This is a genomic window from Paenibacillus sp. HGH0039 (assembly GCF_000411255.1).
In the GTDB taxonomy this organism is placed as follows: Bacteria; Bacillota; Bacilli; order Paenibacillales; family NBRC-103111; genus Paenibacillus_F.
The window spans coordinates 2,022,031-2,044,589 of record NZ_KE150413.1 but is presented as its reverse complement, the minus strand read 5'-3'; the positions used below and the strand labels follow the sequence as shown (position 1 = coordinate 2,044,589).

Annotated in this window: 20 protein-coding genes and 1 pseudogene; 7 read left to right on the top strand and 14 right to left on the bottom strand. The window is 55.8% G+C overall.

The features are described from left to right. The first annotated feature begins 343 nt into the window (after window positions 1–343). On the top strand, window positions 344–814 hold the full coding sequence (locus HMPREF1207_RS23775; RefSeq protein WP_009672472.1) for a TspO/MBR family protein: 471 nt from the start codon (window positions 344–346) through the stop codon (window positions 812–814). 11 nt (window positions 815–825) lie between these two features. On the opposite strand, the gene HMPREF1207_RS23770 is transcribed toward HMPREF1207_RS23775, so the two are convergent. The 11 genes and pseudogenes from HMPREF1207_RS23770 to HMPREF1207_RS23715 form a co-directional block, all read right to left on the bottom strand. Next, window positions 826–1,872, bottom strand: a complete 1,047-nt coding sequence (locus tag HMPREF1207_RS23770; RefSeq protein ID WP_009672497.1) for an SAM-dependent methyltransferase — start codon at window positions 1,870–1,872, stop codon at window positions 826–828. A gap of 3 nt (window positions 1,873–1,875) precedes the next feature. Further along, window positions 1,876–2,640: an ABC transporter ATP-binding protein gene (locus tag HMPREF1207_RS23765; protein ID WP_009672456.1), complete on the bottom strand. Its 765-nt coding sequence runs from the start codon at window positions 2,638–2,640 to the stop codon at window positions 1,876–1,878. Between the two features lie 41 nt (window positions 2,641–2,681). After that, window positions 2,682–3,014, bottom strand: a complete 333-nt coding sequence (locus HMPREF1207_RS23760) for a cyclic-phosphate processing receiver domain-containing protein (RefSeq protein ID WP_009672522.1) — start codon at window positions 3,012–3,014, stop codon at window positions 2,682–2,684. Continuing rightward, window positions 3,014–3,886 (bottom strand): deoxyribonuclease IV, encoded by an 873-nt coding sequence (locus tag HMPREF1207_RS23755; RefSeq protein WP_009672451.1) that lies wholly within the window; start codon window positions 3,884–3,886, stop codon window positions 3,014–3,016. Before HMPREF1207_RS23755 ends, HMPREF1207_RS23760 begins: the two co-directional genes overlap by 1 nt. Before the next feature lie 24 nt (window positions 3,887–3,910). After that, complete coding sequence (locus tag HMPREF1207_RS23750; protein ID WP_009672553.1) at window positions 3,911–4,720, bottom strand: Fpg/Nei family DNA glycosylase; 810 nt, start codon at window positions 4,718–4,720, stop codon at window positions 3,911–3,913. A 751-nt stretch (window positions 4,721–5,471) separates the two neighbouring features. Beyond that, window positions 5,472–5,924 carry a VOC family protein gene (locus tag HMPREF1207_RS23745; RefSeq protein WP_009672504.1) on the bottom strand — a complete coding sequence of 151 codons (453 nt, stop codon included), beginning with the start codon at window positions 5,922–5,924 and terminating at the stop codon, window positions 5,472–5,474. Window positions 5,925–6,217: 293 nt separating this feature from the next. Next, window positions 6,218–7,921 carry a ribonuclease H-like domain-containing protein gene (locus HMPREF1207_RS23740; RefSeq protein ID WP_009672383.1) on the bottom strand — a complete coding sequence of 568 codons (1,704 nt, stop codon included), beginning with the start codon at window positions 7,919–7,921 and terminating at the stop codon, window positions 6,218–6,220. 254 nt (window positions 7,922–8,175) lie between these two features. Next, window positions 8,176–8,649, bottom strand: coding sequence for a GNAT family N-acetyltransferase (locus HMPREF1207_RS23730; protein WP_009672487.1), 474 nt, complete (start codon window positions 8,647–8,649; stop codon window positions 8,176–8,178). Between the two features lie 52 nt (window positions 8,650–8,701). Continuing rightward, on the bottom strand, window positions 8,702–10,948 hold the full coding sequence (locus tag HMPREF1207_RS23725) for a DEAD/DEAH box helicase (RefSeq protein WP_009672531.1): 2,247 nt from the start codon (window positions 10,946–10,948) through the stop codon (window positions 8,702–8,704). Window positions 10,949–11,091: 143 nt separating this feature from the next. Next, window positions 11,092–11,249 (bottom strand): annotated as a pseudogene (locus tag HMPREF1207_RS30810) (phytoene desaturase family protein); the annotation flags it as partial. 522 nt (window positions 11,250–11,771) lie between these two features. Beyond that, window positions 11,772–12,029: a hypothetical protein gene (locus HMPREF1207_RS23715; protein WP_009672477.1), complete on the bottom strand. Its 258-nt coding sequence runs from the start codon at window positions 12,027–12,029 to the stop codon at window positions 11,772–11,774. A 114-nt stretch (window positions 12,030–12,143) separates the two neighbouring features. On the opposite strand from HMPREF1207_RS23715, the gene HMPREF1207_RS23710 reads away from it, so the two are divergent. Beyond that, window positions 12,144–12,746, top strand: coding sequence for a nitroreductase family protein (locus tag HMPREF1207_RS23710; RefSeq protein WP_009672482.1), 603 nt, complete (start codon window positions 12,144–12,146; stop codon window positions 12,744–12,746). 43 nt (window positions 12,747–12,789) lie between these two features. Here HMPREF1207_RS23710 and HMPREF1207_RS23705 read toward each other — a convergent pair whose 3' ends face one another. Then, the gene (locus HMPREF1207_RS23705) at window positions 12,790–13,764 is read right to left on the bottom strand and encodes a metal-dependent hydrolase (protein ID WP_009672397.1); all 975 of its coding nucleotides are present in this window, start codon (window positions 13,762–13,764) and stop codon (window positions 12,790–12,792) included. Between the two features lie 161 nt (window positions 13,765–13,925). On the opposite strand from HMPREF1207_RS23705, the gene tlp reads away from it, so the two are divergent. Together tlp and HMPREF1207_RS23695 are read left to right on the top strand one after the other, a co-directional pair. Next, the gene (gene tlp, locus HMPREF1207_RS23700; protein WP_009672545.1) at window positions 13,926–14,153 is read left to right on the top strand and encodes a small acid-soluble spore protein Tlp; all 228 of its coding nucleotides are present in this window, start codon (window positions 13,926–13,928) and stop codon (window positions 14,151–14,153) included. Window positions 14,154–14,251: 98 nt separating this feature from the next. Beyond that, window positions 14,252–14,461, top strand: a complete 210-nt coding sequence (locus HMPREF1207_RS23695; RefSeq protein ID WP_009674357.1) for a hypothetical protein — start codon at window positions 14,252–14,254, stop codon at window positions 14,459–14,461. 44 nt (window positions 14,462–14,505) lie between these two features. On the opposite strand, the gene rnz is transcribed toward HMPREF1207_RS23695, so the two are convergent. Next, window positions 14,506–15,441: a ribonuclease Z gene (gene rnz / locus HMPREF1207_RS23690; RefSeq protein WP_009674364.1), complete on the bottom strand. Its 936-nt coding sequence runs from the start codon at window positions 15,439–15,441 to the stop codon at window positions 14,506–14,508. 255 nt (window positions 15,442–15,696) lie between these two features. Continuing rightward, the gene (metH, locus tag HMPREF1207_RS23685) at window positions 15,697–19,140 is read right to left on the bottom strand and encodes a methionine synthase (RefSeq protein ID WP_009674370.1); all 3,444 of its coding nucleotides are present in this window, start codon (window positions 19,138–19,140) and stop codon (window positions 15,697–15,699) included. 252 nt (window positions 19,141–19,392) lie between these two features. Here metH and HMPREF1207_RS23680 point away from each other — a divergent pair, with 252 nt between their 5' ends. The 3 genes from HMPREF1207_RS23680 (at window position 19,393) to HMPREF1207_RS23670 (ending at window position 22,538) form a co-directional block, all read left to right on the top strand. Then, a complete protein-coding gene (locus tag HMPREF1207_RS23680; RefSeq protein WP_009674323.1) occupies window positions 19,393–19,815 on the top strand; it encodes a c-type cytochrome in 423 nt (140 codons plus the stop codon). Window positions 19,816–20,011: 196 nt separating this feature from the next. Continuing rightward, entirely contained in the window at window positions 20,012–20,797 is a 786-nt protein-coding gene (locus HMPREF1207_RS23675; RefSeq protein ID WP_009674334.1) for a gluconate 2-dehydrogenase subunit 3 family protein, read from the top strand. Window positions 20,798–20,816: 19 nt separating this feature from the next. Continuing rightward, window positions 20,817–22,538, top strand: coding sequence for a GMC family oxidoreductase (locus HMPREF1207_RS23670; RefSeq protein ID WP_009674381.1), 1,722 nt, complete (start codon window positions 20,817–20,819; stop codon window positions 22,536–22,538). The last annotated feature ends 21 nt before the right edge of the window (window positions 22,539–22,559 follow it).

Below are 22,559 nucleotides of genomic sequence, written 5' to 3'. Positions count from 1 at the left end.
TTTCAGCCTCCTTACCAGCCATTCCACTGTACGATCCCGCCAAGTATGAGCACCGCGCCGGACACGCCTGCGGCAAGCGCGATACGCCATTTGGTTTGTCGTGTCATCGTTCACCTCGCTTAGTACCGGAAATGAACACAAAAAAGCACCACTGACAGGAAGAAACGTGTTCTTCCACATCAGCGGTGCTTCCGCTTTTGTGCATCCGCTTGTTTAATTACCGCTAATTATACCATAATTACCCAGATGGTCAACGATTATTTTTCATTTTTTACAGGCATACCTGTCCCGCATTCCCATATACCTATACTAATGGACAAACAATCCGGGAGGGGGTGCCTTTTTGTTCTACCCATTTATGCTGGCCGCCGTTGTCACGTACGGACTCTTTCTCTTGTCCGCCGCTCTTTTTCCTGCCGATATCCGGTGGTATTCTTCCGTCAAAAAACCGGCATGGGCTCCTTCCGGACAACTAATCGTCAGCGCAAGAGGATTTATGCACGCGTGTATGGCCGCATCCGTCGCACTCGTCTACGTAAAAACGGGCGGATTTCAAAATGTGGGGATCGCCTGGATTTTCGTTGTGATCCTCCATTATTTAGCCGGCCAGGCCTATGGCTTTTTTCTTTTCAAAGCAAAAAGTTTCGGGCTGGCTTTGGCAGACAGCATGATCGCCGCCCTTACGGGCTGGTGGATGCTAATTCTGACCGCGCCGCTATCGAAAGAATCCGCCTGGCTGCTCCTGCCTTATCTGGTCTGGGGCTGCCTGACGACTCTTTGTACGTGGATCATACGAATGATGAACACCGAATGACTCCGGCAGGATTATTTTTTGACAAAATAAAGCGTAAGCTCTTCACGGTTGTGAAACAATTGTTTCGCCTGCCGCAGTTCCAACTGCCCTTCAAAATCCTGCTTCAACTCTTTCACCGTCTGAAAGGGTTTTTTGTGCATCAGTTTCGCCGTGATGATCGCCGTACCCCCGCTTCGCAGCGCTGGAAGGAGATCGAGGATTAGCCGGCTCATCTGCCGCGGGCTCCAGCTCATATCGCAGACGAGCAGATCGAACTCGTCCTGGCGCAGCTTCACGTCCGCGGCATTCTTCCCGTGATACGTAAGCCGCGGGTGCTTGATGAGACTCGGATGCATTTTGGCCGGGTCGATCGCGGTCACGTGAAGCCCACGCTCCAGCAGCAGCGAAGTCCAGCCGCCGGGAGCCGCGCCTACATCGACCGCTTTGCGGAAATCCGCAAAATGCAGATGAAACTTGCGCTCTGCCTCGAGCAGCTTGAATTTCGCGCGGGAGACCTGGTTCTCTTCGCGCTGAAAGCGGATGGCGCCGCCGCTCCAGTCGGACAAATTCTCTTCCGGTGCGGAGACCCCGGCATAAACCGCCTGATGCCCGACATAGACCGAAAGGATCTTGTCCGCATGACGCACCAGCGTCTCCGCCCCCGTCGCCTCGCCCATCGCGATCTCGCAAGCCGCGCGGACATCGGAGGCGCCGTAAGGCACTTCCGTGCCGTCGGCCATTCTCACCTGGACCGTGGAGCTGCTTCCGGCGTGCAGACGGCCGAGTTCGGACGCCAGTTCCGCGGCGGCCAAAATATCCTCGTCCGTTCCGGACAAAGCGCGCTCCCCCTGGACAGGCTGCATATGCCGCAGAAAAATCGGCTCCTGCGCCCGGATGGCTGCCGAGATTTCGTCCCAGCTTCCGGGCGCTTCCGCCAGAAACGTCTCCGTCGGAACAAGCGTCCGGAATTTCACGCCGGGTATAAGCCGCCGGATTTCTTCCTGAGCATGCTGGGCGAACCCGCGGTTGGCCGTGCCGATGAGGCGGGCCGTGTTTGTAGTCGAATCATGTTCTGTCATTCCTTACAGCACCTTTATCCATGGTCTATTGCGGAACCACTCCACTTCGAGCGGAACCTGAAAAGCTTGGTAGAGATGTTCCGGCGTCAGTACTTCTTCCTTGGGTCCGGCCGCAATGATCCGTCCCTGTTCGATCAGCGCGACATGCGTAAACATCGGGATGATTTCTTCGATATGATGCGTGACGTAGAGCACAGTCATCTCTTGATCGCTGAATTCGCGGATCGCCGCCAGCAGCTTTTCGCGTTCGTAAAGGTCCAGCCCCGAGCAGGGCTCGTCCATAATCAGGAGTTCCGGTTTCTGCATCATGGAACGGGCCAGCATTACTTTCTTGCGTTCGCCCTGCGAAAGCGTTCCGATCGACTGCATCGCGACATGCGGCAGTCCGATTCTTTCCAGCATGCCGATCGCTTTCTTTTTCACATCTTCGGGAATTTCCTGGTAAAAGCGCAGATAGGCGTACTCGCCGGTCGCTACCGCTTCCCACACCGTATCCGCCAGATTCATTTTCTCAAACAGAGACTGGGAAATATAGCCGATCCGCTTGCGGACTTCGCGCACGTCGACTTGTCCGTATCGGTTGCCCAGCACCTCGACTTTGCCCCTGGAAGGAAACTGGTAGCCGTTCATGAGCTCAAGGAGCGTCGTTTTGCCGGACCCGTTCTTGCCCAGCAGAACCCAGTGCTCGCCTTTTTCCGCATGAAAAGATACATCCTGCAGGATATGCCGTTCTTCGCGTATAAAATGAATATCGGTCAAATGAATCATGTCGAAGACTCCTCTCTTCTCTAAAAAAACGTATAAATGAGTCAGCCCCCGGCAAGCTCGGCCAATAAACCGGCAGGCGGAGGTCCCGGATGAAGAGAGGTTGCGGAAGGAACCGAAGCGTACAAAGCCTGGTACATCCGGTTCAGGCCTTCCAAGCTGGACGTGTGCAAATAAATGCGGGCCGGAAAAGTGCCGGTCCCGATCATCCAGGCTACGATATCCCACCCGGATTCGTCCCAGCCCAAATCGTAATCAAGCGACAGGATGTCCACCTCGCATTCCTGCAAAAGCAGCCGGCATTCCTCCACATTACGCGCAAGAGTAAAACCGGCCGGACATCTGCGCTGATCGTCCAAAAAAACGTGAATCTTCATCAGGATTCCTTTCCCGCCGCCCCGGCTGTCTGCTTGACTAGCGCAATCTCTTTCCTGTGCGTACCGTCCGGGCCGCTGCCCGTTTCGAGCACAAGCGGAATCCCCCGCACGGTATCCGAAGCCAGTAAGGATCTGAATCCTTCCAGGCCGATATACCCGTCGCCGATATTGGCGTGACGGTCCTTGCCGGAGCCGTGGGGATAGAGGGAATCGTTGAGGTGCACGGCCTTCAAATGGTCGAAATACCCGAGCTCGCCGCCTCTTTTCTCCACCTTGTCCCAATCGTCCCCGTGCCAAAGACCTGCCGCAAACGCGTGACAGGTATCCAGGCAGAAACCGATTTTGTCCGGATATTCCGAAAGCTGTCTGATCCGGGCCAGTTCCTCCATGGTCGTGCCCATCTGGGAACCGCTGCCGGCCTGGTTTTCAAGCAGGAGAAGCGCGCTGCCCCGCCACTGGCTCAGCGTCTTATTCGTACATTGTATTATATTTTTATAGCCTTGTAACGGATCTTTTCCGGAAAACTTCCCGAAATGCACGACCAGACCTACGGAACCGCACGCATCCACAATCTCCAGCGCGTTGAGCATCGCTTCCACCATCACGTCCTGCCGGCCGTCTGCCACGGCCGGATTCACTGGATACGGCGCATGCCCGATGGAAAGAAGGCCGTTCTCCCGGGAATATTCCGCGCACCGCCGGGCGTCGTCCCAGTCTATGTTTGTTTTAAGAATGAGGCTGCGGGGATTTTTCGGAAAATATTGAAAAGCCCCGGCTCCGATTGCGGAAGCGGTCACTGCGGCCTGGTAAAACCCTTTTCGGGTGCTGATATGAGCTCCGACGTGAAGATCTTTTTTCTTTTTGCGCGCCATGGTTCTTCTCTCCCCCTCCGCTTATCATGTCTGGCAGTTGCCGCAAAAGAAGCATTTACGCGAAGACAGCGTCTGAAACACAATCGGGTTCCCGCATCTTACGCACGGTTCGTCGCCCCGATCGTAGACACGGCACAGCTCGTTGAAGCCGCCCGTCCGCTCATCCCCATCGTAGAGAGGCATTTCCATGTAGCCCCCTGCTCTGAGCGCTTCGGTAAGGACGCTGCGCATGGACGTGTACAAACGGGCCGCTTCGTGCTCATCCAAAGCAGCCGGACGTCTGGAGGGCAGGAGACCCGAAGCAAAGCAAATTTCGTCGGAATAGCAGTTGCCGATTCCGGCCAGCCAGTGCTGATCGGTCAGGCACGTTTTCAGATTGCCCTTGCCGGTTTTCAGCATGTCTGCAAACCGGGCGGCGGTCAGATCCGCGTCAAACGGCTCCGGTCCCAGAGATGCCAGCTCCGCTTCCAGTCCCTGTTTGCCGTACAGGTGCAGATACCCGAGCCTCAGCCCGATAAAATAAAGCGCCGTCTCCCCGAAGTGAAGCTCGATCTGCGTCGTCCGGTCCGGCTTGTCCGCTTCCGTGCCGAGAACCATCATTCCGCCCAGCATAAGATGAAGGAGCAGATAGCGTTCTCCGCTCAACACGAAAACGAGCTGCTTCGCCCTCCGGTCCACGCGCTCCACAACCGCTCCCAGGACGGCCGCGCGAAACTCTTCTTCCGGCACGTTCAGCGATTTCGGTCTATTTACGGTAATCCCGCTGATCGTGCGGTTTTGAATCCTTTTGTTCAATTCCTGCCGATAATGTTCCATTTCGGGCCATTCGGGCATAAGGCCACATCCTTTCTCCGGCTTCTTACTGGTATGTCCGTGCTCTCCCCCCTTTAAACGTCAGATTCTTCTTCAGCCCGCCCGCAAAAAAACAGCGCGGACCGTGATAGACGGTCCGCGCCAGGCGTTACTCTTCCTTTTCCGTTATCCGAATGGAGGCTACGGATGACCAAGGCCGACACGACGGGCGCGGTCTGATCGGTCCGCAGCCCGGCGGTATTCGCGTTCCGGGCTCGGGACCCTAGGGCAGACGGAACGGGACGACCTGCCCTGGCTTTCTCCGAGGGCCAGCGAACTCAGCGAAAACGCAGCCTCCAGCACCGGATCGATGACCCATCGGCAAACATTCTCCGTTTTTATTTAATAAAAAGGCTATGTTAAATCCTGATGTTGATCTTTACGATAAGAAAACCGCCTCGTTGAAGAGGCGGTTTGTTGAGCTATCGTACCCGTTAGTTGATTCCCTTTAATTTGGTTTTGCTTTGATTTCCGTTAAAGTTCATACATCACGAAGTCTCACTGAGTTAAGGCAGCTTGCTGCCGGCCGCGATGCGGTTAGTCGGTGCGGATGTGTCCCTGCAATTACTTCCTCGTTCCTTGTTTCCGGGACCGAAGGTCGCCCGGACCCGGAGCGTGAATGCGGTGTTTATATGATGCACCCGACTTCTTCGAGATACTTTCACACTGCTTTTCTGTTTCTATTTTTACTCTAGTCATGTATATTTCAGTTAAGTCTTCTTTTAAACGTCACTTATTTATTACCGAGTTGTTCCGCCAAACCGATTAGAAGTCCTTCATTTCCACGAATGTAGCAGAGCCGATACGAGTCCTCGTACTGAACCACTTCGCCAACGAGCTGAGCACCATACTTAGTGAGTCTGGATACCATTTCGTCAATGTCTTCAACGGTGAACATGACGCGTAGATAACCGAGGGCATTTACAGGAGCAGTTCGGTGATCTGATATAGTAGGCGGGGTGAGAAATCGCGAAAGTTCAATTCGGCTGTGGCCATCTGGGGTAACCATCATAGCAATCTCTACACACTGTGAACCCAGCCCGGTTACGCGACCAGCCCATTCACCTTCGACAGTAGCTCGCCCTTCGAGCTTCAAGCCAATCTCCTCGAAGAAAGAGATTGCGTTATCAAGAGATTCTACAACGATGCCAACATTGTCCATTCTTAGTAATTTGTTTTTTTCCATAGTTTTATCTCCTTATGTGTACAAATTTATTACCGGATCATCTTCATAATTTATTCTGTCAAGAATTACTAATTCCTTCCAAACGATTAACATCTTGTCACATCATCTCCGAACAGTGATATCACCCTAATTATAGAACATTAGTTCGTATATATCAAATATCAACAACAAAGTTTAACATAGCCAATAAAAAAAGGAAAACGCCCTGCCCGTAAACGGGAATGACGTTTAGAAAAATCGGACTGCGGAATTATATTCCGCGGTAATTTGTGGCGGGACGCTGCCCGCCGGTTTCAGCCGGGGTTCCGGGACACGTCGAACAAACTGTCGGCCGCATAAGCGGGCCGGGGCTTGCCGGACGGCTTGGCGGACCTGGCTTGGCCGGGGGGCTTGGACGGAATAGCGGCTTTAGCGGATGCTTTTCTCTCCGAAACGGACTTGCCGCAATCCCGGAGTTTGCGCTGCAGCCGTTCGATCCGGTGCGCGATCCGCCGCTCTTCGTCGGCCGCCTTCTCGCTGCGCCGCAAGAGCCTGCGTCTTTGGCGCAGGACATCCAGCGCTTCGCGCGACAACTCCAACGCGAGCGCATAATCTTTGCATCCGTGCTCGTAGTGCATCGCGAGCTCGATATAGGCTTCCACCGGCGCCGCAGCCGCCGATCCCGCCTGACGAATCAGCCGGGTCCACAATTCGACGGCTCTATCGCGGACACCGGCTTTTTTATAGTAAGCCGCGTAACGGAGAAGCAGATCCGCGCTGACCGTATGCCCCTCTTCCCCCTGCTCTTGCAGTCTGGAAAATCCCAGTTCCAGGATCTTCTCGGCAGAAGGCAGGCGGTTCATTTTCAGCAGCCACTGGCCCAGACGGAACAGGTCTCCGGGCGATTTTGGCTCCAGAGGCTCTTCATCGGCCAAATACCGTGTAATCAGAGCGGATAATGCCGCAAGGGACACTATATCCCGCTCGTTATGGACGAAGACGCCCCGCAGCACGTCCGTCTTGCCTTCGGCCAGATACAGAACATACAACTCGGGAGCGAACGCTCCGGAAACGTCGTCTTCACGTGCATACCCGAGCTGCGCTTCTTCCACCTTGCCCAGCCGTACGGACGGCATGGAATGCTTCCACAAGCTGCGGGAAGGATGCAGCAGATCCAGATGCAGCAAACGGTCGATGTCCGGCCGCATCCGGTTCAGAATAAACCGGTTCTGCAAAATCGGCCAGTCGAAGGTCCTCCCATTGTAAGAGACGATATGGGTGAACCGCTCCATTTTCTCCTCCAGATAAGCCAGCATCGCACGCTCTTCGGCCGGATGCCGGATAAAAAGCTGCTCGACGACAAAACGGCCGGCTTCGTAATAACCGATGCCTACGAGAAAGGCGACATTGCCCGCCCCGACTCCGAGACCGGTCGTCTCCGTATCGAAGAACAGGAGGCCTTCCGCATCGACCGGCTCCGCTTCGGGGTGGAACGCCCCGAACTCCCGGACATGCTCATGGAGCGCGTCAAGCCGGTACCGGCCATGGTAGGCATCCATCGGGTAGGTGCATACGCGCCGTACGAAGGACCCTGCCGGGAACTCGTACAGCTCCGCACCCAGCTTCGCCCACGCTGCCGCCTCCGGATGTGCCGGGGCCGGCGCTGCGGCAGCGGCAGGCTCGCCCTCCTGCCCGCTGCCGGGCCGCGCGTCCCCCGGGGAGCCGCTGGCGGCGTGCCCGGCATAGCCGTGGCCCCCAGCTGGCGCATTGCCGGCGACGGCGGGCCAAGCTGCGGGCTCGCGGGCCGGGCCGGCAGCCGAGTCCACCGCCGGCTCTGTGGCGGACTCGCTCAGCGGACAGGCGGCCAGTCCGCCGCCTTCCGCCGCTCCCTGCTGCGCCTGTTTCGGCGTCAGCTCAGCCTGCCGCTGCTCCGCTCCCGCCTCCGGTGCGGCTGCGGCCTTGTCCGCCGGCTTGCCCGGCTTCAGATGCCGGGCAAGCCGGTCGCGCAGCCCGCTCATCGGGCTGCTCCCGGCGCTGCCCCGCCAAGGCCGTGCACCTGCTGCGCTGCGGGCGCGAAGAACCGTGCGAGTCCTCGTGCCTCGCGGGATTCACGGATCTCTTGTGAACCGCCGGACTCACAAGTTTCGATCGCCAAAGCCTCTTCTGCAGCCACAGGCTTTTTAGTTTGGTGTTCAGTCTTTCTGTTTCGGTACCGGTACATGATGGGCATCCATCCTTACATGGGCATTTTCGGGTAACGGGTATTTAACGTTCATCCGCTGATAACCTTGGACATACGAATATTGGTCGCTTCGAAACCGGCAGATCTATAGAGGTTCAGGGCGATTTCATTGTCTCCGAAGACGTGCAGGGAAATTTTTAGAGGAAAGCCCCTTTCTTTTATGAAAGCTTCCAGAGCCTGCAGCGTTTGCTTGCCAAACCCTTTCCCGCGAAAATCTTCACTCATGCGAATCCCGTAAATAAATACCTCCTGCTGTTCATTTCGGATTTTGATCCACAGCGTGCCGACGATTTGATTGCTCTCCTGGTCTGTCGCATTAAAAATATAACTGTCCGTCGTGTTTAACCCGTCCGGCAACAGCTCCTTAAATTCGCGGGCCGAATCCTCCAGCGCTTTCTCGGCCGCCACGTTACCGGCTTTTGTTTTACTCTCGGCGTATTCCTTTACGGAAAGCTGCAGCCATTCATTAAACTGCTCGGGTAACATCGGTTCTAACGCGACCATACGGACACCTCCGTTTATTTCATAAGTTTACCGCTTAGAAGACTCGCGGAGATTAGAATTGATCCAACAACTGTAGGCTCGTTCGCTTCGCATGGATTCCTTCAATCTCGGAGCCGATACATGACGGGCAGCCGTCTTCGCACGGGCATTTCTGAATGAGATTTTTCGCGGCCTTTCTGACTTCGTCGAAACGCGTATAGACTTCTTCGGCAAGGCCGATGCCGCCGGGATAATGATCGTAGAGGAAAATCGTCGGCAGTCCGGTATGGTTCGCTTTAATTTGGGAAACGACATGAACGTCGTTCCGGTCGCACATTACCAATACAGGCACAATATGCTTCATCACGTTTGCGATGCCCCATAAAATTTGTTCCAGGGCTTTCGTGCCTACCTCCAAATTCGGTTCTTTCAGTTCTACCCATGCAGCGCTTGTGTGCAGTTCTTCTTCCGGCAGGTGAATGGGCCCCGATCCGATATTTTCTCCGGTCGTGAGTTTGATTTTCTTAAAAATAGTCGGAATGGCATTAATCGTGACATCCCCGAAGTTCAGGGAAGAGCGGTCCCGGTCCGACGTTTTGTCGATTTCCAATACTTTCAGCTGGATAGCCAGATTCGCATCGGTATAGTACTCCACATCGACTTCGCGCACGTAAGCTTTTTTGTGCTCCCAATCCAGCTTTTCGACCTGATATTGCACGCCTTCGTGCAAATAAATCGCTTCGTCGTGCAGAAGCGTCATGGCGCTGAACCGGTCCATCTCCCCGATAATCCGCACGTTCGCCACATCGGATTGATCGACGATGACGACGTTTTCTTGGGAAGCCGAGCGCAGGCTGATTTCATTGGCCGGAAACGACTGACTGGCCCAATAAAACGTATCCCCGTTGTGATGCAAGACGCGTTCTTCCACTAAAAATTCCATAATCTCGGCAACTTCCAGGGGCCCGAATTCTTCCGTCTCTTTGAATGGCAGCTCGTATGCCGCACATTTTAGATGATCGACCAAAATAATTAAATTTTCCGGATTGATCCGGGCCGCTTCCGGCGTCCTGTCGAAAAAATAGTCCGGGTTCTGGACTACATATTGATCGATGGGGGTAGAGCTGGCTACCATCACGATAAGCGCCTCTCCATGCCGGCGTCCGGCACGTCCCGCCTGCTGCCAAGTGCTCGCGATGCTTCCCGGATAGCCGGTCATGATGCAAACCTGCAGCTGTCCGATGTCTACGCCAAGCTCCAACGCGTTGGTGCTGACAACGCCCAAAATCTCCCCGGCCCGCAATCCTCTCTCGATTTCACGCCGCTGTTTCGGCAGATAACCGCCCCGGTACCCCCGGATGGATTTGGTCCCAAGCTCGTTCTTAACGAGCTCCTGGATTCGGCTCAGAATTATTTCCACCCTGACCCGGCTTCTCGCGAAAACGATCGTCTGAATTTTATTTTTCAGAAATTGCTTGGCCAGGTTATTCGCTTCTGCTGCGGCGCTTCTGCGGATATTAAGCGGCTTGTTCACAACAGGCGGGTTGTAAAACACGAAATGCTTCCGCCCTCTGGGCGCGCCGTTATCGTCGATGAGCCTCATCGGAGAGCCGGTCAGCTGCTCCGCAAGCTCTTTCGGGTTGGCAATGGTGGCGGAGGTGCAGATAAATACCGGATCGCTGCCGTAAAACTTGCAGATCCGTTTCAGGCGCCGGATAACATTCGCGACATGGCTGCCGAATACGCCCCTGTACGTGTGCAGCTCGTCGATGACGATATATTTCAAATTCTCGAAAAGGCTGACCCATTTGGTATGATGCGGCAAAATGGCGGAATGAAGCATATCCGGGTTCGTAATGACGATATGCCCCGCTTTCCGTACGATCTGCCGGATGGCCGGCGAAGTATCCCCGTCGTACGTGTAACTTTTGATATCGATGCCCATTTCACCGATGATTTCGTTCAACTCGCTCTTCTGATCCTGCGCCAGAGCTTTCGTCGGAAACAGATACAGCGCGCGGCTCGTATCGTCATCCGCAATGGCCTGAAGCACAGGCAGATTGTAACAGAGCGTTTTGCCCGAAGCCGTCGGCGTTACCGCCACGATGTTCTGTCCGGTGTGCACCGTTTCATAAGCCGTGTGCTGATGGGTGTACAGCTCCGAGATCCCCCGCTTTGCCAAAGCGGACTTGATCCGGGTATCCACGCTTCCGGGAATGGCTTTCGTTTTCGCTTCCTGGGGTTCGATCTCGTGCCAGTTCACTATATTTTCATCGGTCCGGAGTTCCTGAATTAATTCGGCAAGCTGTTTCTTCCTCATGGTTCGCGTCCCTTCTTAACCTCAACTGCTTAGAACGGCTGTTCTCATTTATTATACGCTCCCCGGGCAAAAGAAAAAAAGCCCCAGTTTTTATACGGGCTTTCGTGAAGCACAACACCGGCGCCGGATGCGAGGGCGAGATCGTCCCTGCCCATCGCCTCGTCAAGCAGCTTCGCTCCCTGCATCACGATCGGGATTCCCTCCCCGGGATGCACCGAGGCTCCGACGGCGTACAACCGCGGATCGGATAAGGCCTGACCTGAGGCCGGAATACGCCGCTCTGAAGCAGGGTCGCAGGAATGACTTTTCCAGGAACGCGTCTTCTGGCCATGATGAACCGCTATGTGGCCTGCGTCGGCTCCTATCCTTACCGGACTCCGGCTACGCTAACGATGATCGCTTATCTGTTGCTGTTAAAAGAGATGTGCAGCGTTCAGGGCGGCAGCTGCAAGCCCATCGAAGCGCCGGAAAGGCAGGCACGCAAAAAAGGAGTGGACAGCAAGATGTCCATTCCGGTGGCACATTTCTATACTCTTAGAGAGACAGTGGGATCTGCAAGGCTTGTCCGTGAACACGGAAGCGAAACGGATATTCCATACGGGAGACCTGGCCGAATTGAGCGGTTCCATGTACGGAGCCCTATACAGGCGGGCGTACCACGGACTGAAACCGGCCTTCTTCCGGCCATCCATCGCGGACCGCCGGATTCAAGGCCTTTATTATGCGGGCGGAACCACACATCCCGGAGGAGGGACACCGATGGCCGCGCTCAGCGGTATGCTGGCGGCAGAAGCCGATCCCGCTGCTATCCGGTCCGTGACGTTTACACGAGATCCGACGAATCGTCATAATCATAGCGGATGCCATCCTGAACGGCGGTTGTGACGACGCTCTGCTCCTGCAAAGCCTGCATCGAACTCAGCTGAAGCTTGTGAAGCACCTCGCGGTATTCCTCGGCTTTCGTCTCCTTCGTCTCGCTGCGGATGGCAAGCTGAAGGGCTCTTTCGATCACAATAATATCCTGGCTCGTAAAATTCATGTTCAGCACCCCCATTTTGTTAAAATGAAGCTGTACTAGCATGCCCTGTTTTTTCCTGGCACATACACCAGTTTGTTTAGGATTCGCCGTTTGCGTCCAAATAAAGAGGTGAACCGTTGTTTGATTTCGTGTCAGAAACAGACAGGAGGAATGGTCATGCCGGAACATCGTTTCGACGTACAAAATGAGCGTCATGCCGCTTATGACATCAATCCGATTTTTCTTAACCGCTGGTCGTCGCGGGCCTTTCTCGAAAAGGAAATCTCCAGTGAAATTTTGATGAGCCTGTTCGAGGCGGCCCGCTGGGCTCCGTCCGCCAGCAATCTTCAGCCTTGGCGTTACATTGTCGCGCGTACGGAAGAAGAGAAAAGGGTGTTCGCCGAATTTATTTCGGCTTCCAACAAAACCTGGTGCCTGAAGGCGCCCGTGCTGGCGCTCATTCTCTCTCATACGCCGTCCCCCGCCGGAGGGGTGAACGGTTCTCACGCGTTTGACGCAGGAGCCTCTTGGAGCTATCTGGCTCTGGAAGCGGTGCGTCAGGGACTGATCTCCCATGCCATGGCCGGATTCGACCGGGAGAGTGCCCGGCAACTGCTCGCAGTGCCCGACGATTACGATATCCATGCCGTCGTCGCCATCGGGTATCACGGAAATGCGGAGTCGCTCTCCGAGCAGCACCTGCAGCGCGAACAGCCGTCGGGAAGACGCGAGCTCAAAGAGACCTTGTTTGCGGGGCGATTCGGGAACGCTTTTGAATAATCCGAACCGGTATAGCCGGGCCGGGAAGCCTGGGGTCCTCTCTTTATACATAGGGAGGTTCCCAGGCTTTTTTTGTCCATCCCAATTGTTCGGACAGAACTTTCATTTCCCTATCCAGCGTCACGTCAATGCCGAACGGCAGTTTATGCTCGTGCCAAAATCTCACTTCGCGCCATTTCACCACATAGCCTTCCCCATGCGAATCCCAGCTTACATGACTGCTCTGCGCAAAATCCAGAAATGCCCGGACACCCTCGGCAGCCATGGCCGCCTCTATAACCGGATGAGTCCGGTCCTTGACGTAGGTATCTTTCAGAACGATTCTCGACCCGCGCACCGTTCCGCTGTGATAACTGTATTCCGTTTCCGCCGCAAACTGCCAGCTTCTCCAGGTCAAACCAGGAACTAGCTGCAGCGGTCCGGCTGCTCCGAGCAAGTCTTTCGCATACCCGGCCAACCTGCGGAGAAGGATGCGCTTATGAAGCCATCGCGCCATTACGTAAATAAAGCTGGCCCCATATACGGCAGCCATCCATATCCCCGGATTTGCCGCTCCGGCCACCCAAAAGAGAGCCCCGCCTCCGTGAAGCGCCAAAAGAAAAGGATCGGTAAGAGGCAGAATATCGAGATGGAGCCAGCGGGAGGAAAAGGGTCTTAAGCACTGCACGCCGTATGCATTCAGCAAATCCAGCCCGACATGGAGCGTAACGGCCGCAGCCGTCCAGCCGAAGAGGAGAACGTAATGTTCCCATGCGCCGAAGATCGCTGCGGCCAGAGCGCTCAGCAAAGCGGGCCAAACCAGAAGGGCTGGCAGCGAATGCGTGATACCCCGGTGGTGCCTGAGATAGACGGCATACCCTTTCAGACGCGCGATCGTATCCAGATCCGGCGCATGCGAGCCCGCTATGGTTGCGGCCAGCACCGCTTGCAGAAGAAGCGGATCGTGCGCAACCTCCGGCTGCAGTGTGGCCAGTCCCGCTAACGTGACTCCGAAAAGCAGATGACTACCCGTGTCCATGCTTTTTCCCTCCCTGGACTGCTGTTCATTCGGGGCATGCCCGACTCCCCTGGAATCAGCCTAGCAAGCCTGCATCATTGGAGCGTTAGCAGAAGATGAAGATTTTATGAATACGGCGTGCGCCAAAAGCGAATCGTAGGAGATGGAAAGGAGGGATACCGATGGCCAAAAAAGATAACCGCGGGGATAACGCCGTTCATTTGAAAAACAGCATCCGGAACACGGAAGCCCGCCTTCATGAATCTCAGGAATACCTGGACGAGCATGCGGACGAAATTTCCGCAACGGAACAAGCAGCGCTGGAAGCCAAAAACGAACGCCGCCGCCAAAGCGTCCGCGGCTTCAAAAGCGAGCTGCAGGATGAAGCCAAATTCGATACGACCGAGTGATTCCGGTATTCACCGGTGGAGCGGAAGTATACAGCGGCTCTTGAGCGGCTGATATAGAAAAAAGTCCCGGCTGGATTTCGGCCGGGACTTTTTTCTATATGCGTTTGTGCATTGTCGGTATCCGTCCTTCAGCGATTTCCGCCTACCGCTGCCGCAAGTTTCCGCTCACACCGGATGACAGACAGGGGGTTTCCCCCGCGTCTGTCGGCCGTTCCGGCCTGCAACGCGCGGACTCCGCCGTTATTGCCGCGGAGCCGCCGCTGCCGCTGGCGGAAACTTTCACCGTCAGCAGAGGCTCCGCGCAGTGAATCCGCCTTAAAGGACCGAGACCAACCGGTCTGAACGGCCTGACTCAGCTCTGCTTGCGCGGGACAGCGTGGTTGTAGAAGTCTTCCGCCAGCCACGAATCCGGGTGGATCGCTCTCGCTTCCTCGAGAAGGCGTTCGGCTCCCTCTCCTTGATAGCGCGAGGAGATGTGCGTCATGATCAGCGCGCCCACGCCGACTTCCGCGGCTGTACGGGCCGCCTGTTCCGTCGTCGAATGGTCGTACGCCGCGGCAAGATCTTCCCGTTCGGCTCCGAACGTCGCCTCGTGAACGAGCACGTCGGCGCCTTCCGCAAGCAGCGCCGAATTGCCGCACGGCTTCGTGTCGCCGAGGATCGCGATCGTCCGGCCTTTGATCGAAGGGCCGACGAAATCGCTTCCGCGCAGCTCTCGCCCGTCCTCCAGCTTAACCGTCTGGCCCTTCTTCAGACGGCCGTAAAGCGGTCCGGCGGTAATGCCCAGCTCATGCAGCTTCTCCTGCTGGAGCTTGCCCGGAAGGTCTTTCTCGACGATCCGGTAGCCGAAACATTCGATCCGGTGCTCCAGCGGTGCGGCTTCGACCCGGAACGTTTCGTCCTCGAAGACGACTCCGCCTTCGGACGGGATTTCCCGGATAACCAGCTCATAGTCGAGATGAACCTGGCTAAGCTGCAGGGACATGTCCACATACGCTTTAATGCCCTTGGGTCCGTAAATCGTAAAGGGCGTATCCCCGCCCTGATAAGAACGGCTGCTCAGAAGTCCCGGCAGGCCGAATATATGATCGCCGTGAAGATGCGTAACGAACAGCTTCTCTGACTTGCTCAGCTTAACCGGCGATCTCAAGATCTGATGCTGCGTCCCTTCCCCGCAGTCAAAAAACCAGATGCTCCCCCGCTCCGGCAGCAAATTCAGCACAATGGATGTCACATTACGGTGCCTGGCAGGCATGCCTGCTCCCGTTCCGAGAAAATACAATTCCACGACCCTGTTCCTCGTTTCTGCAGATGTCAGTTCCCCTGCTTTTTAACATGCTATAAAAATTCGTTCCGGAAGTCAAACGGCTCCGCATCCTCCGGGATGTTCCTACAAAGTCCTCCGCAGCCCCGATCCTTCCGCCTCCGGAAGAGGGAAAAAAAGACGGCTCTCGGAAGAACCGCCCTGCTTTTCGCAGCCTGACGGCCGAACCTTGCTTCAGCCGTCTATTTATTCATACTCATCTGCGGACGAGACGAAACGTTATACTTTATCGACGTTGAAATATCTCGCCTGAGGATGGGCGAACACGATAGCCGATACGGACGCCTCCGGCTCCATCATGCAGCCTTCGGTCAGCTCGATCCCGATATCCTCCGGCTTCATCAGCTCGAACAACGGCTCTTGATCCTCCAGGTTCGGACAAGCCGGGTACCCGAACGAGAACCGCTGGCCGGTGTACTTCGCCCCGAAACGCTCCTGCATCGTCATTTCCGCAAAATCCGGAATGCCCCACACGTCGCGCATAATATGATGCACACGCTCCGCAAAAGCTTCCGCGACTTCGAGAGCCGTCGACTGAAGCGCATGGGAGCGCAGATAATCGCCCTGCTCGCGCCATTCGCGCGCCAGCTCGCTGACGCCCTGCCCCGCCGTCACGACGAGGAAGCCGATGTAATCCATGACGCCGCTGTCTACCGGCTTCAGATAATCGGCCAGGCACAGGAACGGCTCGGTTCCCTGACGCGGGAAGGTGAAGCGCTTGAGCACTTTCGACGTGTCTGCGGGATCGTATACGACGACATCGTTTCCGTCCCCTTGGGCCGGGAAGAACCGGTACATCCCCTGAGTACGGATGATGCCGTTCTTCTGCGCTTCGTACAGGATGGTGTCCACGGTGTCCTTCAGCTGCATGGCTTTCGGGTCCTGCTCGGCGATGAGCTTGTCGACCTTGCCTTTCAGGCCCAGGTGATGTCCGAGAAGCATCTGCATGTTCACGTACGGCATAAGATGGCCGATCGGGTAATCCCGAAGGACGTGGCGGTCCAGATCCGGCGGTACCGCCACCGGCAGGGTGCGGTCGACCGTGGACGAGAATACGCGCGTAAGGACCGGCATTTCGGTCCCTTCCTTGCGACCGGCTTCCATCACATCGGAATCCTTCGATTCCCGAAGCTCTTGGATAAGACGCTCCCGCTGCACGGGGTCGCTCAGCTTGTTCGCGATGTCCAGACCGTCCATCGCGTCTTTGGCGTACAGCACGAGGCCGTCATACTCCGGCGAGATGCGCGTCTTGGTGAATTTCCGCGTCAGAGCGGCGCCGCCCACCATGATCGGAACGTCGATTCCGGCGTTGCGCAAATCCTGCGCCGTGATGATCATCTGCTGCGCGGACTTCACGAGCAGACCCGACAGCCCGATCGCGTCCGGTTTTTCTTTGCGGAAAGCCTCGATCAACTGTTCCGGCGGAACCTTGATGCCGAGGTTCACGATCTGGTAGCCGTTGTTGGATAATATAATCTCGACGAGGTTTTTGCCGATATCGTGGACGTCGCCTTTTACGGTGGCCAGAATGATTTTCCCTTTCACCGCAGACTCGTTCTTCTCCATGAACTGCTCCAAATAAGCGACGGACGCCTTCATAACTTCGGCGCTTTGAAGCACTTCCGCTACGATCAGTTCGTTGTTGTTGAACAGGCGTCCGACTTCCGCCATCCCTTCCATCAGAGGACCGTTGATCACTTCCAGCGGCGAATATTTTTGAAGCGCCTGCTCCAGATCGGGAAGAAGTCCTTCCTTCGTTCCCTCGACCACATAAGAGGCCAGCCGCTCTTCGAGCGTAAGGGTTGATATCTTTTCCTTCTTCTCAACCTTCTTTACCCGGAAATGAGCCACAAATTCGGCCAGAGTCTCGTCGTTCGTCTCGTAAATGAGCTTCTCGGCAAGCGTTCTTTCCTCTTCGGGAATGGACGCGTACCGCTCCAGCTTCTCCGTGTTCACGATGGCGTAATCGAGACCCGCTTTCGTGCAGTGGTACAAATAAACGGCATTCAGCACCTCGCGTCCGGCTTCGGGAAGACCGAACGAAACGTTGCTGAGACCGAGAATGGTTTTGGTTGCGGGCATCGCTTCTTTTATGAGACGGATGCCTTCGATCGTCTCCTTGGCGGAACCGATATACTGCTGGTCCCCGGTGCCGACCGGGAATACAAGCGGGTCGAAAATGATATCTTCGGCGTTCATTCCGTACTTGTGGACGAGCAGATCGTGCGAACGCTGCGCGACTTCCAGCTTATCTTCGCGCGTAATCGCCTGGCCGCGCTCGTCGATCGTACCGACTACCGCCGCGGCTCCGTAACGGTGAATAAGCGGAAGCACCTTCTCGAACTTTTCTTCCCCGTCCTCGAGGTTAATGGAGTTGATGATCGCTTTGCCCTGCGAATGCTTCAGCCCCAGCTCAATGACACGCGTATCCGTCGAGTCGATCATGAGCGGAACTTTGATCTTTTTGACGACAAGCTCCAGGAACTTGATCATGTCTTCCGTTTCGTCGCGGTCCGGGTCCTGCAGACAGACGTCGATGACGTGAGCCCCGCCCTTAACCTGGGCACGGGCGATTTCGGATGCCTCTTCATACTTGCCTTCGGCAATCAGACGCTTGAACTTCCGGGAACCGAGCACGTTCGTCCGCTCGCCCACCATGTAGGGACGGTTCTCCGGCTCGATGTATACCGTCTCGATACCGGATACGGCCGACGGGTGCGTACCCAGTTCGGTACGCGGTTTGTAAGCGCTCAGCGTTTCGGCCAGCGCGCGGATATGAGCGGGAGTCGTGCCGCAGCAGCCGCCCGCGATGTTCAGCCAGCCCTGCTCGGCAAATGCGGCCATTTTCTTGGCCAGGGATTCGGGCGACTCATGATAATGTCCGTTCTCGTCGGGAAGACCCGCATTCGGATAACACGAAATATAAGTGCCTGCAAGCCCGGACAAGGTCCGGATATGATCCCGCATGAATTCGGGTCCCGTCGCGCAGTTCAGTCCGACCGAAATCGGATTGAGATGCTCCAGGGAAATATAGAAGGATTCGATATTTTGCCCGGCCAGCGTCGTGCCCATCGGTTCGATCGTGCCGGAAATCATAATCGGCAGCTCGATGCCCGTCGTCTTAAAAGCCCGCTGGATCGCGATCCCGCCCGCTTTTACGTTGAGCGTATCCTGGGAAGTCTCCAGCAGAATGGCGTCGACGCCCGATTCGATCAAGGCGATCGTCTGCTCGTAGTAGCTCTCTTCAAGGTCCTCGAACGTAACGCCTCCGGTTACCGAAAGCGTCTTCGTCGTCGGCCCGAGTGCGCCGGCGACATAACGCGGCCATTCGGGAGTTGAATATTTCCGGGCGGCCTCGACGGCCAGTTTGGCTGCGACAAGGTTAATTTCGCGCGCCTTCTCCGGTATATCGTATTCGGCCAGTACGACGCTCGTTGCCCCGAACGTATTTGTTTCAACGATATCCGAACCGGCTTCGAAATATTTCTCATGGATGCGCTGAATGACATCCGGACGTGTAAGAACGAGCATTTCATTACAGCCGTCGAGTTCTTCTCCTCCGAAATCTTCGGCCGACAAATCTTCCTGCTGGATCATTGTGCCCATGGCACCGTCCAGAATGAGAATTTTTTTCTGTAGTTGTTCTTTCAAACTAGGTTTCATCGTCCACCCTACCCTTTCCACGAACCTCCTGCTAGAACGCGCCCATTAACGTAGAAAAGCGCACAAGTTAAGAAATAGTTTAGCAGATACATGGGGCGAAGAAAAGAAATTTGTCGTTTTTTCGCCATAAAACGAAGCGGATTGCAAAAGCCTTCGAAACCGTAATGCGCGAACGAGAATATCTCCGGGACACGGACGCCAAACTATAGTCGGGAAACTTTTACTGAATCGAATCGAACGGAGGTGATTTGCATGAACAAACGGATGACAGTCTTGGTCGGCATCCTGCTCGTAACCGCTTCGCTGGCGGCCTGCGGCCAAAAGCAAACCGCGCCTACGCCTCAGCCGACGACTCCGGCATCAACGGCACCGCCCGCGGCGTCGCCGACCGCTTCCCCCGGAGCCGCTGCAGGCGGTAACGCGCCCGAAGGCGCAGGCAGCGGAAGCCAGACGGCACAGGCCGAATCTCTTTACAAGGCCCAGTGTATCGCGTGCCATGGCGTCGATATGGGCGGCGGCGTAGGCCCGAACCTTCAAAAAGCGGGCAGCCGCCTCAGCGAGGCGGACGTCAAGAACATTCTTCTGAACGGAAGAGGCGGAATGCCTGCTTTCAAGGGCAACCTGAGCGATACGGATATTCAGGCGCTGGCCGCATGGCTCGCCGCCAAGAAATAACCGTTTCGACTCGCTGTAAAGCTTCAACAAGTCATCTTAAACAAGCGCGAAACAAGCGCGCGGAACAGCTTTAGAAAACGGAATCTTCCGAAAGATTCCGTTTTTTCTTTTTCCTTACATACATATCGGCGAAAAGGTGATACTTGGATATAACCACCTATCTCGAGTACCCCACTTCCCTTACAGGAGGAACATCATGTCAGAAAATCAGCAGACCAAACAGCCCCGGGACGAATCCCGGCGGAAGTTTCTGAAACTGTCCGGCGTAGCGCTCGGCGGAATTGTGGCGGGTGGAGTCGTCGGCGGTATTGTCGGCAATTCCATGGCCAAGAACAAGCAGGCCGCTCCGGGCACTCCCCAGGGTCAAGGGCAGGCACAAACAGGCAACACCAAGGACTACAACCAGGCTCCCATGTTTTTCAATCAGGAGCAGCTGCGTATAACCGAAGCGGCGACGGAGCGTATTTTTCCGAAAGACGAACTGGGCCCCGGAGCCAAGGAGCTTGGTGTCGCTTACTATATCGACCATCAGCTTGCCGGCCAGTGGGGGATGAACGCCCGCGATTATATGATGGGTCCCTTTTATAAAGCCGAGGCGACTCAGGGCTACCAGGCCAGCTACAAGCGGCATGAGCTTTTTGTTATGGGCCTTACGGTCATGAACGACCACAGCAGGCAAAAGTATCAGAAAGGCTTCGCGGACCTAGCCGAGAACGAGCAGGACGAAGTGCTGAAAGCGTTCGAAAGCGGCAAAGATGTGCAGCTGAACGGCGTACCGAGCCAGACTTTTTTCGAGATGCTGCGCAGCTTGACCATCGAAGGCGCGTATGCGGACCCGCTTTACGGCGGCAACAAAAACATGGCGGGCTGGAGAATGCGCAAATACCCCGGCGACCAGATGAGCTATACGGCGATCATTGATAAAAAAGAGTTTGCCGTCATGGAACCGCTCAGCTTGCACGACCACACGAATCATTCCTGACAAGGAGGAGCAACGAAGAATGGCAACCAAACTTCCCAAAGTACCTATCCTGATCGTCGGAATGGGCTGGTCCGGCGGTATTCTGGCCGCGGAGTTAACGAAGGCCGGGCATAAAGTCGTCGCGCTTGAACGCGGCAAAAGCCGCAAAACCGAAGATTACTACATGGCCCACGACGAACTCCGCTATTCCCAGCGCTACGAGCTGATGCAGGACTTGTCGAAGGAGACGGTGACGTTCCGCAGCAGCGAGAAAGTACGCGCCCTTCCGATGCGTTCCTACGGTTCCTTCCTGATGGGAGACGGCGTCGGCGGGGCCGGCGTGCACTGGAACGGACAGAACTACCGTTTTCTGCCCTACGATTTCGAAATCCGCTCCAAAACGATTGAACGCTACGGCAAAAATAAAATTCCGCAGGGCATGATGCTGCAGGACTGGGGCATCACCTACGACCAGTTGGAGCCGTACTTCGACAAGTATGAGAAAATGGCCGGAATCTCCGGCGAAAAGGAGCAAAACGAAATGGTCGGCAAGCGTTCCGCCGCCTTTCCTACCGGCCCGATGAAAAAGACGCCGGGCATGGTCCTTTTCGAGGACGCCGCCAAAAAGCTCGGCTATCACCCCTATGCCATCCCGTCCGCCAACTTGTCGGAGAACTACACGAATCCCGACGGAATCGCCCGTGCGGCCTGCCAGTACTGCGCGTTCTGCGAACGGTACGGGTGCGAGTACGGGGCGAAAGCCGATCCTGTCGTTACCGTTATTCCCGTTGCCGAGAAGACCGGCAATCTCGAAATCCGCACCAACTCGAACGTCATCAAGCTTTTGCACACCGGGGGCAAAGTGACGGGCGTCGTGTATGTCAATACGCCTACCGGCGAAGAATTCGAGCAGCCTGCGGACCTTGTCATTCTGGCGAGTTATGTGTTCAACAACGTCCGGCTTCTGCTCACGTCCAATCTGGGCAAACCTTACGATCCGAAAAGCGGCACGGGCGTCATCGGCAAAAACTACGCCTATCAGATTACGGGCGGGGGCGCAGCCGGTTTTTACGACGACCAGGAGTTTAACATCTTCGCGGGGGCGGGGGCGCTGGGGAGCTGCTTCGACGATTTTAACGGCGACAACTTCGACCACAGCTCCCTTAATTTTCTGCACGGGGCGAACATCCGCTTTACCCAGGCCGGCCTGCGTCCGATCGCCCACAACCCGGCGCCCCAAGGCACCCCGAGGTGGGGCAAAGATTTTAAGCAGACCACGATCAAATACGCCAACCGGTTCCTGAACGTCAGCACGCAGGGCGCCAACATGCCTTGGCAGCATCACTATCTGGACCTTGATCCGACCTACAAGGATATTTACGGGCTTCCCTTGCTCCGCCTGACTTACGATTTCGAAGACCAGGACAAGGAAATGGTCAAATACCTCGCCGAGAAAACGACGGCCGTGATGAAGGAAATGAAACCGACCAAGGTCGAGACGTCCAACACGATCAGCACCTATAACATCGTGCCCTATCAGTCCACCCATAACACGGGAGGCGTTATCATGGGGGCCGACCCTTCAACCTCCGCCGTCAACAGCTACATGCAAATGTGGGATGTCGAAAATCTGTTTGTCGTCGGCGCTTCCGCTTTCCCTCACAACAGCGGGTATAATCCGACCGGAACACTGGGGGCACTCGCTTACCGCGCCGCCGAAGGAATTTTGACTTATTTGAAAAAAAGCGGCCCGCTGGTCTGAACCGTCAGGGCCCCGGGCATG